We start from the raw sequence: 14,331 nt of genomic DNA on the forward strand, positions 1-14,331 counted from the left end.
ACGACCAATCTGGAGGGAAAAGGGGATCAGTTCAGGATATCGGAAGCCCAGGCGCCGGGCATTTCCGCCCCGAGCGCGGCCAGCGGCGCTCGTGCCTTGGTCGCCACCTCCGCCACTTCGGATGCCGCGACCGACCGCCACGTGATCCCTCCGCCCGCACCGACCCGCGCACCGTGTCGATCGAGCACGATGCTGCGGATCACCATGGCCAGGTCGAGCGTCCCGTCGTCGCCGACGTAGCCGAAGCATCCGGAGTACACCCCGCGCGGCCCGCCCTCGAGCGTGTGCAGCTCGGTCATGGCCGACAGCTTCGGCGCCCCGGTCATGCTCCCCGCGGGGAACGTCGCCGCGAGGAGATCGCCGACGGTCGTTCCCTCAGCCGCTCTGCCGGTGACCGTGCTGACCAGCTGATGCACCGCCGGATAGGTCTCGACCGCCCAGAGCGCGTCGACACGGATCGACCCCGGCACGCACACCCGCGAGAGATCGTTGCGCATGAGATCGACGATCATGACGTTCTCGGCGCGCTCCTTCGGGTCCACCGCGAGCTCTGCGGCGAGCGCGACGTCTTCGGCGGCATCGCGCCCGCGCGGGCGTGTGCCCTTGATGGGGCGGGTGCGGATCACACCGTTCTCGGCCTGCAGGAACTGCTCGGGGCTGGCGCTCAGCAGCGACTCCCCCGCCATCCTGAGGAAGCCGCCATGGTGAGCCGGGGTGGCTGAGCGCAGACGCCGGTACACCGCCACGCCGTCGTGAACGCCGGGAACGGTGAAGCGCGTCGTGAGACAGAGCTGGTAGGCCGTCCCCGCTCGGATCAGCTCACGGCAGCGCTCGATGAGATGCGCATACTCCTCCGGCGTGTGGCGGGCGACGGCTGCAGCGCTCACCGGAGCGGAGGGCAGGACAGGTGCCGGCGCGGTCGATGCGACATAGCGCGCCCAGTCGTCCTGACTCTCTTCATCCGTCAGCACCCACACGCGTCCCACCGCATGGTCGAACGCGGCCATCCGGGTGATGCGCAGACCCGTGGTGACGGGCTCGTCAGTGGAGCGCGCAACCGGTGCCCCCGCGGACTGCGCCCCGCTCTCGTAGTCGAACCAGCCGACCCAGCCGCCGCGCAGAGGGGGACCCATCGGGTCCGCCGACGGGTCCGCGATGTCGAGCCGGATGTCATCGGGAGCGGCGGCGATCTCGCCCGTACCGATGTAGCTCCAGCCGTCCGTCGCGTCTGCTCCGGCATCCAGCCAGAAGAGGTCCTCGACGTCGGCCTCCAGGGCGACGAAGAGGGCGTCGGGGTCGACCGCGTGGGGCAGGACGCGAGCGGTCAGACGGTCGGGCACGTTCTCAGCCTAGGCCTCCCCCGCTCCCGTATTCTCAAGGAGTGGATGACCTGCTGCTGTGGCTGTTCGACCTGATCCAGTCGATCGACCCGGTCACGCGCACACTCATCGCCGGAGTGGCGGTGATGCTCGAGACGAGCATCCTCATCGGTCTCGTGGTTCCCGGCGACACGATCGTCATCATCGCCTCCATGGGGGTCTCCGGGCTCGTCGAGGCGATCGCGATGGTGATCGCCGTGGTCATCGGCGCTCTGATCGGCGAGAGCATCGGCTTCTGGCTCGGGCGCTGGGTCGGGCCGCACATCCGCCAGTCGTGGATCGGTCGTCGTGTGGGTGAGGCGAACTGGGTACGGGCGGAGAACTACCTCGCCCGTCGGGGCGGCATCGCGATCTTCCTCTCGCGCTTCCTGCCTGTGCTGCATTCTCTGGTGCCGCTCACCGTCGGCATGAGCCACTACTCGTATCGCCGCTTCATCGCCTGGACGACGCCGGCGTGCCTGCTCTGGGCCACCGCGTATGTCAGCATCACCTCGCTCGCCGCGGGCAGCTTCCGTGAGCTCGTCGACCGGGTCCACTTCGCCGGCTACGTCTTCGTCGGCATCATCGCCCTGTTCCTCGTGCTCGCCTTCGTGGGCAAGAAGGTCCTCGCCCGCCGCGAAGCCCGCCACCTCGAGGCCGGGGACGCCGACACGCAGAGCAGCGCGGACGTGAAAGACTGAAGCAATGGCTTCCGCACCCCCGGCGCCCCGGATCCACTGGTTCGCGCGTCTCGAACACCGCTTCCACGTGTGGCGAGAGGGACGAGCGCGCCGTAAAGGTCGCACGGCGACCATCCTCCCGTTCCCCGGATACGGCGGTCCCGGCTGGGTGCGCGTGGTCGGACGCGTGCTGATCGTCCCGCCACAGCGACGGACGAAGGACGGCGAACCCGCGAGTGTGCGGGGCTGGCGAAGCTTCGTCGGCATCCCGGTGAGCTTCGCGAAGGTCACGGTGCAGATCGGCGACGCGGTGCACCACGTCATCGCCGACCGCGGCGGCGTGATCGATTCCGTGGTCGAGTCGACGCTCGAGCCCGGATGGCAGACCTTCACGTTCTCGGTCGAGGGACAGGAGCCCGTCGAGACCACGGCCTTCGTCGTCTCGGAGTCCACCCGGTTCGGCATCGTGTCCGACGTCGACGACACCGTGATGGTCACCGCTCTCCCCCGCCCGTTCATCGCCGCGTGGAACTCCTTCGTCGTCGACGAGCATGCCCGCCTCCCCGTGCCCGGCATGGCCGTCCTGCTCGACCAGGTGCTGCGTGAGCATCCCGGCGCCCCCATGATCTACCTGTCGACGGGTGCCTGGAATGTGGCTCCCACACTGACGCGATTCCTCGGGCGCCACCTGTTCCCCGCCGGATCCATGCTCCTCACCGACTGGGGCCCGACGCATGACCGGTGGTTCCGCAGCGGCCGCGAGCACAAGCTCACCAACCTGCGCCGTCTGGCGGTCGAGTTCCCCGACATGAAGTGGCTGCTCATCGGCGATGACGGGCAGCACGATGAGTCGATCTACTCCCAGTTCATGGACGAGCATCCCGACTCCGTCGCCGGTGTCGCCATCCGCCGCCTCCTGCCTGCCGAGGCGGTGCTGGCCGGTGGTCGTGCCGGACGCGAGCCGCACTCCGAGGACGTCGCCCCCTGGGTGAGCGCCGAAGACGGTGCCGGCCTGCGCGACCTGCTCGGCGAAGCCGGCATCCTGCGCTGAGATGATCCTCTCCCGCTCCGAGTGGCAGAGTCGCGAGTCCGCTCACCAGGAGCGGGCGGACGCGCTCACCGCCGCGCATCGTGAGAGAGCGGCGCGCGGGCAGAAGCATCCGGTCTGGGATTTCCTCTTCACCTATTACTCCTACAAGCCGCCGCAACTGCGACGGTGGCACCCCGGAGCAGGCGTCGAACTCGCAGACGCCTCCGACCGTGCGAGCTGGCGCTGGTACTCGCCGGGCGCGACTCCCGACGGGATGGTGCCCGATGCGGCCGCCTTCGCGCGCGAGAAGCCCGATCTCGCGGCGCTGGTCGAGCGGATGCTCCGGCGCACCGCTTCTCGCCCCGGGCAGTTCGGATGCTTCGGACTGCACGAATGGGCCATGGTCTACCGCGCGGACGCGCATCGCCACCCCGTGCCTCTGCGACTCGGCCAGTCGGCGACCGACGCGGTCGTCGAGAGCCACGAGCTGCGCTGCACGCACTTCGATGCGTTCCGGTTCTTCACCCCTGAGGCCGTCCCCCGCAACCGCGCGCCGTTGAGCCGCGACGATCAGCCGCTCTTCGAGCAGCCCGGCTGCCTGCACGCCGGGATGGACCTGTACAAGTGGGCGCTGAAGCTGGGGCCGCTCGTGCCGGGTGAGCTTCTGCTCGATGCCTTCGAGCACGCACGCGACATCCGGCTGCTCGACATGCAGGCGGCCCCCTACGACCTGGCGGACTGGGGCATCGTCCCCGTGCCCATCGAGACCGCAGAGGGCAAGGCCGAGTACGTCCGCCGCCAACGGGTGTTCGCCGACCGAGGGGCACACCTCCGCTCAGCGCTGCTGGATGCGTGGCACGAAGCAGACCTGCGGGTCACCGCCGACGCCTGACCGCCCGGCATCCCCTCAGCGTTCCGAGGCGTTCCGCCCGAGCCGACCGCCCGGCACCGTCACGGCCCCGCGTCGACCGGTGCGCACTCGGTGCACAGGATCCAGTCGGCGGCCGAGGCGCTGGACGTCAGCCGCAGCGTCATGACCCGCGTCGCGGCATCGGCGAGTCGGTCTGCGGGCAGCGCGCCGGACTCGACGGCGGCGGCGACACCGCTGGCGATCTGGCCCGCCGTCTGATCGGTCGAACCGGCGATCATGAGCACGAGGTCGGTGCCCGCGTCGAGAGCGGCGATCGCGTTGGCCACCGGATCCGCATACTCGGGGATGCCGGAGGACTGGAGCATCCCGAGGTCGTCGCTGACGATGACTCCGTCGAAGCCGAGCTCTTCACGCGCGATCTCATGCCACCGCGGCGACAGCGATGCCGGCGCGGGATCGATCGACGTGTAGGCGAGGTGTCCGAACATGAGCACCGAGGCCCCCGCATCGATGCCCTGCGCGAAGGGGATCGCATCGGATGCTCGCCACTCGTCGAGAGTCTCGGCAGTGGTGGGGATCGCATGGTGCGAGTCTCCGGGTGCTGCGCCGTGTCCAGGGAAGTGCTTGAGGGTGGAAGCGAGGAACCGCTCCTGCGCGACCGTGGCAGCGACGACGCGATCGGCCGCGGATCGCGGGTCGACACCCAGCGCTCGGCCGAAGATGAAAGACGACGGGTCGGCGGTGACGTCGGCGACGGTCCCGAAGTTGACGCTGATGCCCGCCTGCGCGACGAGGGACCCGCGCGCGGAGAACGCCGCCGTCGCTTGTTCGACCGGGAGCGACTTCAGCGTCGTCGATGCGGCGAAGTCGTCGCCACCGAGTCGCGAGACGATACCGCCCTCCTGGTCGATCGCGATGAGCGGCGGGAGGTCGGGATCGGGTGCGAGAGCGGTGGTGATGGCCCTCAGTTCGGCGTCGGTCGCCGGGATGTTGCCGCCCATGAGGATGAATCCGCCCAGCCCCTGAGCCATGTAGGAGTTCAGGGCTGCGAGGTCCGTGGTGGGGATGTGCCCCATCACGACGCTGGCGGCCTGCTCGGCCGTCGTCATGGCGGCCACCATCTCGGCGGCGCGCTCTTCGGGCCCCTGCGCCGGGCTCTCCGCGGACTCGAAAAACATGCCCGGACGCGCCCCGCCATCGCCCGCGCGGACTGCGGCGTCGCTCCCCGCAGCGCCGATTGCGCTCGCAGGAGCCGTCAGCGTGGCGACGGCGACGAGTGCACCCGCCACGGCGGCCCGGACACCGCGCCGCGACATGGCCCTCAGGCTCGGAACACGTCGGCGATCGGCGTCGAGTCGTCGTCGCCTCCGTTGCCGAAGCGGATCGTTCGGCCGAAGGTCGTGGGGTTGCCGAGTGCTTCGGCGATCACCGCTGCGACATCGGCGCGCGACACCTCACCCTTGCCCTCGGGGTCGAGGAGGATGCGCCCCGTCGGCTCGTCGAAGGTGAGCGTGCCGGGGCCGAGGATGGTGCCGTCGAGTTCGGTGCCGCGCAGGTGCTCGTCGGCCGCCCACTTGGCGTCGGCGTACGGGAAGAAGTCGGAATCCTCCGGCACACCGTGGTCGGCCTTCGAGCCGATCCACGAGACCATGACGTAGCGCTTCACGTCGGCCTCGGACGCAGCGTCCATCGTGCGGATCGCTGCATCGCGGTCGACCGCATACGTGCGCTCCGCCGAGCCGCCACCCGCTCCTGCGGACCAGACCACGGCATCGTGCCCACGGATGATCTCGGCGAGCTCGCCCGTTCCGAGCTTCTCGATGTCTGCGACCAGCGCGTGCGCGCCGCCCTGCTCGACCTCGGCGACATGATCGGGATTGCGGATCACCGCCGTGACCTCGTCGCCTCGAGCGACCAGGATCGGAGCGAGCAACAGGGCGATGCGGCCGTGGCCGCCGAAGACGATGATGCGCGACATGTCCTCCACCCTACGCGCCCTGACCGACAGCGGCTCCGCGCAGGTCGACACGGTCTGCTCAGCGCGGCCCCTGCGAACTGTCGATCACGAACGCCTGCGGGTGGTCGGGCAGGTAGCGCACGACGACCGGCTCGCCCGAGGGCAGATAGGTGTCGCGGTCCGGGTAGACGGCCGGGGTGAAGAAGTTGCTCTCGATCGTGTACTCGACGCCGCTCGAGGTCGTGAAGGTCACCCAGTCGCCATCCACCGTTCCTGTCGTGGGCTGGCCGTGCTCGTGGATGTACGCGCGGGTGACGGGCACACCCGTGAGGCTCAGGATGCCGATCACCAGATTCCCGAGCATGATGACGGCGAGGATCCTGAACACGATGCGGCGAACGGTGCCCCAGACCTGCCCGCGCGTCGCATCGTCGCGATGCAGGAGCCCCTCCCGTTCTCGGATGCGGCGCAGCGATACGCCCGGCGTGCTGCGCGACGCCGACATGGCGAACAGGCCGAGGAGGGAGAAGCCCGCGATGAACACCATCACGTATCCGCGAGAGGCGGGGAAGTTCACGAGCCAGATCAGGGTGTCGAGGATGTTCATCGGTCCCGCTCCTTCTCGATCGTCACGGCCACGGTCTGCGGATCCTCCCGGCGGTAGAAGGCCCAGATCGGCGCCCCCACCTGGAAACGCGAGATCGCCTCGGGGTAGGCGAACACCGACGTCTCCGCCTCCCACGTCGACGCCCCTTCCGGGGCCATGAGCACCCGGAGCGCGAGCTCGCTCTGTCCTTCGAGCCGTCTGCCGGTGGGGCGCACCTCGAGGACGGATGCCGGCACCTGGATGCCGGTCGTCCGCGCCTTCACGAGACGCGGGGCGATGAGACCCCGATCGATGCGCCATTGCAGCATGGCCTCGTGCACGGTCGGGTCGGTCACATCCGCGAGCTCGACCGTGTCGTGATCGGTGACACCGTACCGCACGGGAACGGGCTGGCCGACCTGGAGTCCGGCCAGGTCAGCGGTGTCCAACAGCATCCTGAGTTGCCCGATGAAGTCGTCTCCGGCGGCGGGGGTGACCCGGATGAACAGGTCGTACTGCGGCATGTCGTTGACCGTCAGGCCGGTGCGGGAGATCTCGACGATGTGTCCCGCCGCGACGAGCGAGTCGCCGCGCACCTTCCGCCGACGTCCGAAGCCCGACATCGTTCCGCCGAACGTGAGGATCAGGCCCCAGGCGACGCCGATCATGATCGGAGCCCCCAGAGTGTCCTCACCGCCGAACGGCAGGATCGACTCGCGCTGATCGACGCCGAAGAGCCCTTCGCCCGTCCAGATCAGCAGCCATGCGGACAGCAGCAGCCAGACGATCAGGATCACCACACGCAGCATGCCCTCAGCGTAGCGGCCGGCGTCGGGGCCGCGTCGGACGAGGCGCCCTGGCCGGCCCGGCAGCGAATCCGGGTGGTGGACCGGATCGGGGCTCCGAGCGGAGCATCTGCTCAGACCGTGCGGAGCGCCGCCGACCTCAGCGCCGCCTGCACGCCCTTCGCTGCCGAGCGGCCGGCCCGATTCGCGCCGATGGTGCTCGCAGAGGGGCCGTAGCCCACCAGTTGGATGCGATGGTCCTTCACGGCCGTGGTTCCTCGGCCGGCACGATCGAGCTGGATCCCTCCCGACTCGCTCCTCAGGTGCAGCGGTGCCAGGTGCGCGATCGCCGGTCGGAACCCTGTCGCCCAGAGGATGACGTCGACCCGCTCGAAGGAGCCGTCCGCCCAGCGCACGCCGTCGGGTTCGATGCGCGCGAACATCGGACGCCGAGCGTCATAGGCGCCGAGCCGTTCGGCCTCGCGCTCCTGGTCCCGCAGCATGAGACCCGTGACGCTCACCACGCTCTCCGGGGGGAGCCCGCGGGCGACCCGCTGCTCGACGAGCGCGACCGCCGCGGCACCGGCCTCGGGCGTGAAGTCGTCAGTACGCCAGATCGGCGACCGCCGCGTGGCCCACAGCGTGTCGGTGATCGGTGCGAGCGCCCCGAGGAACTGTACTGCCGAGGCACCTCCCCCGACGACGAGCACGCGCGACCCGACGAAGTGCTCAGGACCCGGATAGTCGACCGTATGCAGCTGCTCGCCGAGGAACGTCTCCATGCCCGGGTAGTGAGGCAGGAAGGGATGCGTCCACGTCCCGGTCGCGTTGACGAGTGTGCGCGCACGCCACTGCCGCTCTCCCGCGGTCACGACCAGCACGCCCTCGTCGTCCTCGACCCGTTCGACCATCACCGGGCGGACGACCGGCAGCCGATGGCGACGCTCGTAGGCCGCGAAGTACTCGGGCACCGCCTGGTTCGCGCGTCGGCTGTCGAGGGGCGGCGGGGCGTCTCCCGGAAGCTCCGCGACGCCATGGACGTCGCGCATCGTCAGCGCATCCCAGCGATGCCGCCACGCCCCACCCGGCTCGGTGTCGCCGTCGAGCACGACATGCGAGATGCCGAGACGCGTCAGGTGGAAGGACGCCGACAGTCCGGCCTGCCCTGCACCGATCACGATGCTGTCGAGGAGGTTCACGAGAGGGTAAACAGGAACGACGGCACCGTTGTTCCGCACATCACGGCGCGAGCTCCGGAGGCCTCAGAGCGCGATCTGGTAGTGCGTGTACCCGGTGTGGGTGGCGACACGGTCGTACAGCGCACGGGCGGTCTCGTTGCCCTCCTGCGTCAGCCAGTACACCTTCGCGCATCCCCGTGCGGCCGCCCACTCACGGACGTGTGAGATCAGCGACCGTCCTGCGCCCGCTCCCCGTGACTCGGGATCGACGAAGAGGTCCTCGAGGTAGCAGTACTCGCCGCGACTCCAGGTCGCCGGGTGCGTGAGCCAGTGCACGATGCCCAGCGCACGACCATCGTCATCCCGAGCGATGGCCCCGTGCAGCTCCTCGTCCATCACGATCCGGGAGAAGGTCTCCGCGGTGACCTCGCCATCGATCTCGGCACCGTAGAACGTGAGATAGCCGGACCACAGGCCGGACCACTCGTCGAAGTCGTTCTCGGTGATGGGGCTGATCATCGTCATGCCCCCACACTATTCATCCGTCCACGGCGACGCGCCCGGGAGACGAGCCCCGATTGGTGTTGCGCTCGATCCGTGTAGTACTCTGTTCAAGTTGCTTCGGGAGTTCACGAAGCGATTCTGGGCCTGTGGCGCAGCTGGTAGCGCACCTGCATGGCATGCAGGGGGTCAGGGGTTCGAGTCCCCTCAGGTCCACAACGAAACCCGCGAGAGATCGCGGGTTTTCTTGTATCCGGCCCGAGCGTGCGCCGACAGTGCTCCGCGCAGACCGGCCCTCCCCCGCAGCGCCCTCCGCGCGAGAGCCCGCTGCCACATGCGGTGGGTCCAGGACACCGGACGCCAGGGGCTTGCGATCCCCCCGAGAGCCGGATAGAAAGACCAAGGCCACGGACCGTCACCTGACGGTCTCCGACTGCAGGAGGACGCTAGTGCTGGGACTGTTCCGACGACCGGAGACGACATCGACGGGGATCGCCCCGCAGAGCGAACCCGGCCTCTGGTCGCGAGGGCTCGGTCTCGCTGCGACCCGCAGCCTGCAGACACTCGCCGTGCTCGCGTTGGTGGCCGTGGGCGTGCTGGTCATCACCCAGCTGTCCCTCGTGTTCATCCCTGTCACGATCGCGCTGATCCTCGCCTCCGCCATCCACCCCCTCGTCGCGTTCATGCGCCGACGGGGCGTGCCGTCGATCCTCGCGACCTGGATCGCCCTGATCGGCATCCTCGCGATCCTGGGCGGCGTCGTCTGGGTCATCGTGCTGACCGTGCGCTCGCAGTGGGACGACCTCGTCGAGTCGGCGACGGACGGCATCGCGCAGGTGACGGCCTGGCTCGACACCCTCCCCTTCGACATCGCGGCGATCGACCTCGACGATCTGTGGGCCAGCGCCGGGGAGTTCCTCACCAGCGCCTCGTTCGGGCGTGGCGCTCTCGCGGGCGTGTCGGCGACGGCGAGCTTCTTCACCGGACTCGCCCTGATGATCGTCGTCCTGTTCTTCTTCCTCAAGGACGGCCCGCGCATCTGGGAGTTCCTGCTGCGCCCGTTCACCGGTGCGAGCTACGAGCGTGCTCGTCGCATCGGCGACAAGACGGTCGACGTGTTCGGCGGCTACATCCGCGGAACCTCGATCGTGGCCGCTGCGGATGCGGTCGGCATCGGCGTCAGCCTGGCGATCCTCCAGATCCCCCTGGCTCTTCCCCTCGCGGTCATCGTCTTCCTGACGGCGTTCATCCCGCTCGTCGGTGCGACGGCGGCCGGCATCCTCGCCGCCCTCGTCGCGCTCGTGACCCACGGTCCCCTCGCCGCCCTGATCGTGGTCGGCATCGTCGTGCTCGTCAATCAGCTCGAGGGCAACTTCCTGCAGCCGGTCGTCATGGCCCGATCGCTCAAGCTGCACGCGCTCGTCATCCTGCTCGCGTTGACCACCGGCACCATCCTCGGCGGGATCGTCGGTGCGGTGCTGTCGGTGCCGATCGCCGCAGTGGCATGGGGCATCATCACCGTCTGGGACGGCCCGCACACCGCGGCGCGCCCCTTCCGCAAGAAGCGGTCCGAGACCGTGTGAGACGAGCGGTGGCCGTGCGAACGGCCGCCGCTCGATACTCCTCGCGCGCGCTCCGGTCAAGCATCTGCCGACGGTGACTCCGCCTTCTTATCCTGGGGCGACATCGACAGAAGAGGAGACGACGATGTCCACACCCATTCCCCCGCTGGTCCCGCTGCCCGACGACGGTGACCCGAACGACAGCGTCCCCCGTCAGGAGGTCGACGGAGAACGCGTGCTCGACGAGGACGCCAACCCCGACGAGATCGACAGCGCCGCCGCCGACCGTCTCGCCGCCGAGAGCGGCGGCGCGGACGACACCGACGCCTGAACGACGACGCGGCAGGCTCCGAGGAGCCTGCCGCGTATGGTCACGTCGCCAGTAAAGGCGGCAGATGCGGGATGACGATGGGCCGCGTCGCGCGGCTCGGATCCTGCACCCGTGCGACCTCTGCGAGCACCTCGAAGGCATTCGCGTAGCGCACCGCGAGGGGCAGATCACGAAGCCACACCACCTCGACCTCTGTCTCCGCGTATTCGTAGACGCATGCGACCACGTGGCGAGGATCATCCGCCGCGTAGCGCAGGTCGTTGATCACCCACTCAGACGGCGTGATTCGATTGAGCACGTATCTGGGCTCTGGATCTCCGGACATTCGATGACCTCCACGACTCTCTCCCCCAAGATGAATCCTGGGCGAGAGGAGCGGATGCCGGTAGGGCCTTGACAGGTGGATGCAGTCAGGCAGTGCCGGGGCGTCAGCCGGTCGGCCGGACCGTGAGATCCGTCAGAGCCGCGTCATCGGGCAGGTCGAGCGCGGTGAGGATCGTCGTCGCGACCGAGTCGGGCGCGATGAACCGGGAGGGGTCGTATTCGCGACCCTCCTGATGATGGACCCGTTCCTGCATCGGCGTCGCCGTGCGCCCGGGATAGATCGACGTGACCCGCACCCCGTGCTCAGCTTCTTCGGCGCGCAGCGAATCGGCCAGAGCCTTCAGGCCGTGCTTCGAGGCGGCGTAGGCCGACCAGTCCGCGTGCGCGTGCAGCCCTGCGCCCGAGTTCACGAACACGACACGCCCCTTCGACATCCGCAGGAGCGGAAGAAGGAGCCGGGTGAGCTCGGCGGGACCGACGAGGTTCACAGCGAGCTGTCGCTCCCACAGCGTCGCCGGAAGGTCGGCGACCGGACCGAGGTCGACGACGCCCGCCGCATGCACGAGGGAGTCGATGCGCTCGGGCAGAGCCTGCTTCGACAGCGCCCACGACAGACGGCCGGGCTGCGCCAGGTCGCCGACGATCGTGGAGGCGCCGGGGAACGACGACGCGATCTCCCGTGCACGCCCCGCGTCGCGCGCGAGGAGGACGATCTGATCACCGCGATCGAGCAGACGGCGGGCGAGAGCCGCACCGATGCCGGAGCCGGCTCCGGTGATCAGATGGACCGCCACGTCAGACGCGATCCGAGGCAGCGGGATCCGCGGCAGCGGGATCTGCGACCTCGAAGGGAACGACGGGGCAGTCCTTCCAGAGGCGCTCGAGGCCGTAGTAGACCCGCTCCTCCTGGTGGAAGACGTGCACGATGAGGTCGCCGAAGTCGAGCAGCACCCATCGTGCCTCGGCGCGGCCCTCGCGACGGACGCGCTTGTGCCCGGACTCGATGAGCTTGTCCTCGATCTCATCGGCGATCGCGGCGACGTTGCGCTCGCTGTTTCCGGTGACGAGCAGGAAGATGTCGACGAGCGGAAGAGGCTCCGACACGTTCAGGGCGACGAGGTCTTCACCGCCCTTCGAGACGGCTGCGTCGGCTGCGAGCTGCAGCATCTCTACGGCGGTATCAGGTGACTGCATCAGATTCAGAACACATTTCCGGTGAAGGCCACGATCAGGGCGACGCCCAGCGCGAGCGCGAGACCACCCGCCACGATCGCGAGGATGAGCATGAGTTTGTTGCCCTTTTCGGGGGCCGGCGGACGGATGACCTCACCGGCGGGCTTGATGGTGCTGACCGCAGCGCTCGCTGCGATCGGCGTCGGCGAGGATGCGGGCGGAAGTTCTCCATCGATGAGGACGGCATCCACCTCCTTGCCGTCGGTCGTTCCGTGAGCGTGACCCTGCGAGCCGAGACCCTTGGGCAGCTCGTATGAGCCCGTGACGAGGATCTCGCCTGTCGACGCGACAGGCCCCGAGAGCGAGCCGTCGCCGGGTGCGGGGTTGAAGATCAGCGTGTTGCCGCCGCGGTGCTGCGATCCGGCGGAGTCCCCCACGGTGAGCAGTTCGTCGAACGACGGGGTGAACGGCTTGGCGGGCTCGGCCTCGTCGCGCAGCACACCCTGACCGAAGGTCGAGCTGACGGTGGGGCGTTCCTCTTCGGCCTCGGCGTCGGACGCCTCGTCGGTGTCGGAATCCGCACGGTCGCCGGACGGCTCGTCGGAGTCGGATCCGTCTTCCTCAGCCGAACCGGGGATCAGCACGACGTCCGATGCGTCGTCGACCCGAGCGGAGGCGCTCACCGGGGTGGCCGTGATGTCCTCGTCGTCGAGATCGTCGGCGAGGTCGTCGTCGGCGGGTGCGTCGTCGGCGGGCTCGCGGTCAGCGGGCGCATCGTCACCCGGCTCGTCATCGGCAGGTGCGTCGTCGCCGGCCGGAGCCTCTTCCGAGATCGCAGCGTCCGCGTCGGTGGGTGCGTCTGCCGGCGACTCGGAATCCGAACCGGATCGTGACCGCTCGAGTTCGCGCACCTGGCGACGGGTCAGCCTGACGCCGCCTGCGAGGTCGGCTTCGACGGGGGCCGGCGCGGCCGGGGGCGCGGTCTCTTCCGGCTCCGCGGCCGGCGGAACCGGCGGCGCGGGCGGGGCAGACGCTGCGGCAGCGGCGGCTTCCTCGGGCGTGATCACGGGCGTGGAACCGGTCAGCCGGATCTCACGCAGCTGCTTTCGCGTCAGCGGACCCTGCCCATGCTGATCCGATGTACTCATGCATTGCTCCGATACAGATGATGCTTCGCGATGTATTGAACGACTCCGTCGGGAACGAGGTACCAGACCGGCTCATCTTCGCGGACCCGTGCTCGGCACGCCGTCGACGAGATGGAGAGCGCAGGCACCTCGAGCTGGCTGACGTTGTCGCTCGGGAGGCCGTCTGTGCTCAGGATGTGACCTGGACGTGAGACCGCGACGAAGTGGGCCAACTCCCACAACTCATCATGGTCCCTCCAACTGAGAATTTGCGCCACGGCGTCCGCTCCCGTGATGAAGAACAGCTCTGCGTCGGGTCGCGCCTTCTTGAGATCGCGCAGAGTGTCGATCGTGTAGGTCGGACCCTCGCGATCCACATCCACCCGGCTGACCGTGAACTGCGGGTTGGACGCCGTGGCGATGACCGTCATCAGATAGCGGTGCTCGCTCGGCGTCACCTCGGCCTTCTGCCACGGCCGACCTGTCGGGACGAAGACGACCTCGTCGAGGTCGAAGGAGTGCGCGACCTCGCTCGCCGCGACCAGATGCCCGTGGTGGATGGGGTCGAAGGTGCCGCCCATCACACCGATGCGCGCCGGACGCGAGGTCGTGTCGTTCATAGGGGCCTAGTGGCCGTGTCCTGCCTCGTGGCCGTCCTTGCCGTGCTGCGCGGCCCACGCCTCGGCCTTCGCCGAGTGACGGTTGGCGACGTTCTTGTACGACAGCGTCACCAGACCGAGGAACGCGAACAGGATGATGGCGATCACCCCGAAGATCAGCGTCTCTGCCTGGACATTGCCGTGGTGTTCGGTCTCGGCGGCGACCATCGCGATCTGTGCGACGAGGTTCATCCTGACTCCGTTTCGTG

The 14,331-nt window shown here is 68.9% G+C and carries 18 protein-coding genes and 1 tRNA gene; 6 read left to right on the plus strand and 13 right to left on the minus strand.

What is annotated here, in order from left to right; genetic code table 11:
• Window positions 1–26: 26 nt before the first annotated feature.
• Window positions 27–1,340, minus strand: a complete 1,314-nt coding sequence (locus HWD99_RS15275) for an anthranilate synthase component I family protein (protein ID WP_241797049.1) — start codon at window positions 1,338–1,340, stop codon at window positions 27–29.
• A gap of 41 nt (window positions 1,341–1,381) precedes the next feature.
• Between HWD99_RS15275 and HWD99_RS15280 the strand changes: the two genes are divergently transcribed.
• From HWD99_RS15280 to HWD99_RS15290, 3 genes are read left to right on the plus strand one after another with little or no spacing between them, the layout of a single operon-like run.
• A complete protein-coding gene (locus HWD99_RS15280; protein WP_241797050.1) occupies window positions 1,382–2,059 on the plus strand; it encodes a DedA family protein in 678 nt (225 codons plus the stop codon).
• A 4-nt stretch (window positions 2,060–2,063) separates the two neighbouring features.
• A complete protein-coding gene (locus HWD99_RS15285) occupies window positions 2,064–3,089 on the plus strand; it encodes an App1 family protein (protein ID WP_241797051.1) in 1,026 nt (341 codons plus the stop codon).
• Between the two features lies 1 nt (window position 3,090).
• Entirely contained in the window at window positions 3,091–3,960 is an 870-nt protein-coding gene (locus HWD99_RS15290; protein ID WP_241797052.1) for a 3-methyladenine DNA glycosylase, read from the plus strand.
• A 59-nt stretch (window positions 3,961–4,019) separates the two neighbouring features.
• Here the strand turns inward: HWD99_RS15290 and HWD99_RS15295 are convergent, their stop codons facing one another.
• From HWD99_RS15295 to HWD99_RS15320, 6 genes are all read right to left on the minus strand, one after another.
• Window positions 4,020–5,255 (minus strand): glycoside hydrolase family 3 N-terminal domain-containing protein, encoded by a 1,236-nt coding sequence (locus HWD99_RS15295; RefSeq protein ID WP_241797053.1) that lies wholly within the window; start codon window positions 5,253–5,255, stop codon window positions 4,020–4,022.
• Between the two features lie 5 nt (window positions 5,256–5,260).
• Window positions 5,261–5,917, minus strand: a complete 657-nt coding sequence (locus HWD99_RS15300) for an SDR family oxidoreductase (protein WP_241797054.1) — start codon at window positions 5,915–5,917, stop codon at window positions 5,261–5,263.
• 58 nt (window positions 5,918–5,975) lie between these two features.
• Entirely contained in the window at window positions 5,976–6,503 is a 528-nt protein-coding gene (locus tag HWD99_RS15305; RefSeq protein ID WP_241797055.1) for a DUF3592 domain-containing protein, read from the minus strand.
• Window positions 6,500–7,291, minus strand: coding sequence for a hypothetical protein (locus tag HWD99_RS15310; protein ID WP_241797056.1), 792 nt, complete (start codon window positions 7,289–7,291; stop codon window positions 6,500–6,502). Before HWD99_RS15310 ends, HWD99_RS15305 begins: the two co-directional genes overlap by 4 nt.
• A gap of 110 nt (window positions 7,292–7,401) precedes the next feature.
• Window positions 7,402–8,466 (minus strand): NAD(P)-binding domain-containing protein, encoded by a 1,065-nt coding sequence (locus tag HWD99_RS15315; RefSeq protein ID WP_241797057.1) that lies wholly within the window; start codon window positions 8,464–8,466, stop codon window positions 7,402–7,404.
• Window positions 8,467–8,529: 63 nt separating this feature from the next.
• A complete protein-coding gene (locus HWD99_RS15320) occupies window positions 8,530–8,970 on the minus strand; it encodes a GNAT family N-acetyltransferase (RefSeq protein WP_241797058.1) in 441 nt (146 codons plus the stop codon).
• Window positions 8,971–9,089: 119 nt separating this feature from the next.
• Here HWD99_RS15320 and HWD99_RS15325 point away from each other — a divergent pair.
• The 3 genes from HWD99_RS15325 to HWD99_RS15335 all read left to right on the plus strand — a co-directional run bounded on the left by HWD99_RS15325 (window position 9,090) and on the right by HWD99_RS15335 (window position 10,839).
• Window positions 9,090–9,162: transfer RNA gene (locus HWD99_RS15325), tRNA-Ala, on the plus strand.
• A 233-nt stretch (window positions 9,163–9,395) separates the two neighbouring features.
• Window positions 9,396–10,529 (plus strand): AI-2E family transporter, encoded by a 1,134-nt coding sequence (locus HWD99_RS15330; RefSeq protein WP_241797059.1) that lies wholly within the window; start codon window positions 9,396–9,398, stop codon window positions 10,527–10,529.
• A 124-nt stretch (window positions 10,530–10,653) separates the two neighbouring features.
• Window positions 10,654–10,839: a hypothetical protein gene (locus tag HWD99_RS15335; protein ID WP_241797060.1), complete on the plus strand. Its 186-nt coding sequence runs from the start codon at window positions 10,654–10,656 to the stop codon at window positions 10,837–10,839.
• 40 nt (window positions 10,840–10,879) lie between these two features.
• Here the strand turns inward: HWD99_RS15335 and HWD99_RS15340 are convergent, their stop codons facing one another.
• The 6 genes from HWD99_RS15340 to HWD99_RS15365 form a co-directional block, all read right to left on the minus strand.
• Entirely contained in the window at window positions 10,880–11,137 is a 258-nt protein-coding gene (locus HWD99_RS15340) for a hypothetical protein (RefSeq protein ID WP_241797061.1), read from the minus strand.
• 130 nt (window positions 11,138–11,267) lie between these two features.
• Entirely contained in the window at window positions 11,268–11,957 is a 690-nt protein-coding gene (locus tag HWD99_RS15345; protein WP_241797062.1) for an SDR family oxidoreductase, read from the minus strand.
• Between the two features lies 1 nt (window position 11,958).
• Window positions 11,959–12,357, minus strand: a complete 399-nt coding sequence (gene rsfS / locus HWD99_RS15350) for a ribosome silencing factor (protein WP_241797063.1) — start codon at window positions 12,355–12,357, stop codon at window positions 11,959–11,961.
• Window positions 12,358–12,362: 5 nt separating this feature from the next.
• A complete protein-coding gene (locus tag HWD99_RS15355) occupies window positions 12,363–13,484 on the minus strand; it encodes a hypothetical protein (protein WP_241797064.1) in 1,122 nt (373 codons plus the stop codon).
• Window positions 13,481–14,083 (minus strand): nicotinate-nucleotide adenylyltransferase, encoded by a 603-nt coding sequence (gene nadD, locus HWD99_RS15360; protein ID WP_241797065.1) that lies wholly within the window; start codon window positions 14,081–14,083, stop codon window positions 13,481–13,483. Before nadD ends, HWD99_RS15355 begins: the two co-directional genes overlap by 4 nt.
• Window positions 14,084–14,089: 6 nt before the next feature.
• Window positions 14,090–14,314, minus strand: a complete 225-nt coding sequence (locus HWD99_RS15365) for a hypothetical protein (RefSeq protein WP_201470046.1) — start codon at window positions 14,312–14,314, stop codon at window positions 14,090–14,092.
• Between the last annotated feature and the right edge of the window lie 17 nt (window positions 14,315–14,331).

The organism is Microbacterium sp. C5A9 (assembly GCF_022627955.1).
In the GTDB taxonomy this organism is placed as follows: Bacteria; Actinomycetota; Actinomycetes; order Actinomycetales; family Microbacteriaceae; genus Microbacterium.

Bases quoted from the DNA above. Each gene is read 5' to 3' on its own strand.
- HWD99_RS15285 (WP_241797051.1), top strand. From the start codon at position 2,064: ATGGCTTCCGCACCCCCGGCGCCCCGGATCCACTGGTTCGCGCGTCTC.
- HWD99_RS15290 (WP_241797052.1), top strand. From the start codon at position 3,091: ATGATCCTCTCCCGCTCCGAGTGGCAGAGTCGCGAGTCCGCTCACCAG.
- HWD99_RS15295 (WP_241797053.1), bottom strand. From the start codon at position 5,255: ATGTCGCGGCGCGGTGTCCGGGCCGCCGTGGCGGGTGCACTCGTCGCC.
- HWD99_RS15300 (WP_241797054.1), bottom strand. From the start codon at position 5,917: ATGTCGCGCATCATCGTCTTCGGCGGCCACGGCCGCATCGCCCTGTTG.
- HWD99_RS15305 (WP_241797055.1), bottom strand. From the start codon at position 6,503: ATGAACATCCTCGACACCCTGATCTGGCTCGTGAACTTCCCCGCCTCT.
- HWD99_RS15310 (WP_241797056.1), bottom strand. From the start codon at position 7,291: ATGCTGCGTGTGGTGATCCTGATCGTCTGGCTGCTGCTGTCCGCATGG.
- HWD99_RS15320 (WP_241797058.1), bottom strand. From the start codon at position 8,970: ATGACGATGATCAGCCCCATCACCGAGAACGACTTCGACGAGTGGTCC.
- HWD99_RS15335 (WP_241797060.1), top strand. From the start codon at position 10,654: ATGTCCACACCCATTCCCCCGCTGGTCCCGCTGCCCGACGACGGTGAC.
- rsfS (WP_241797063.1), bottom strand. From the start codon at position 12,357: ATGCAGTCACCTGATACCGCCGTAGAGATGCTGCAGCTCGCAGCCGAC.
- HWD99_RS15355 (WP_241797064.1), bottom strand. From the start codon at position 13,484: ATGAGTACATCGGATCAGCATGGGCAGGGTCCGCTGACGCGAAAGCAG.
- nadD (WP_241797065.1), bottom strand. From the start codon at position 14,083: ATGAACGACACGACCTCGCGTCCGGCGCGCATCGGTGTGATGGGCGGC.
- HWD99_RS15365 (WP_201470046.1), bottom strand. From the start codon at position 14,314: ATGAACCTCGTCGCACAGATCGCGATGGTCGCCGCCGAGACCGAACAC.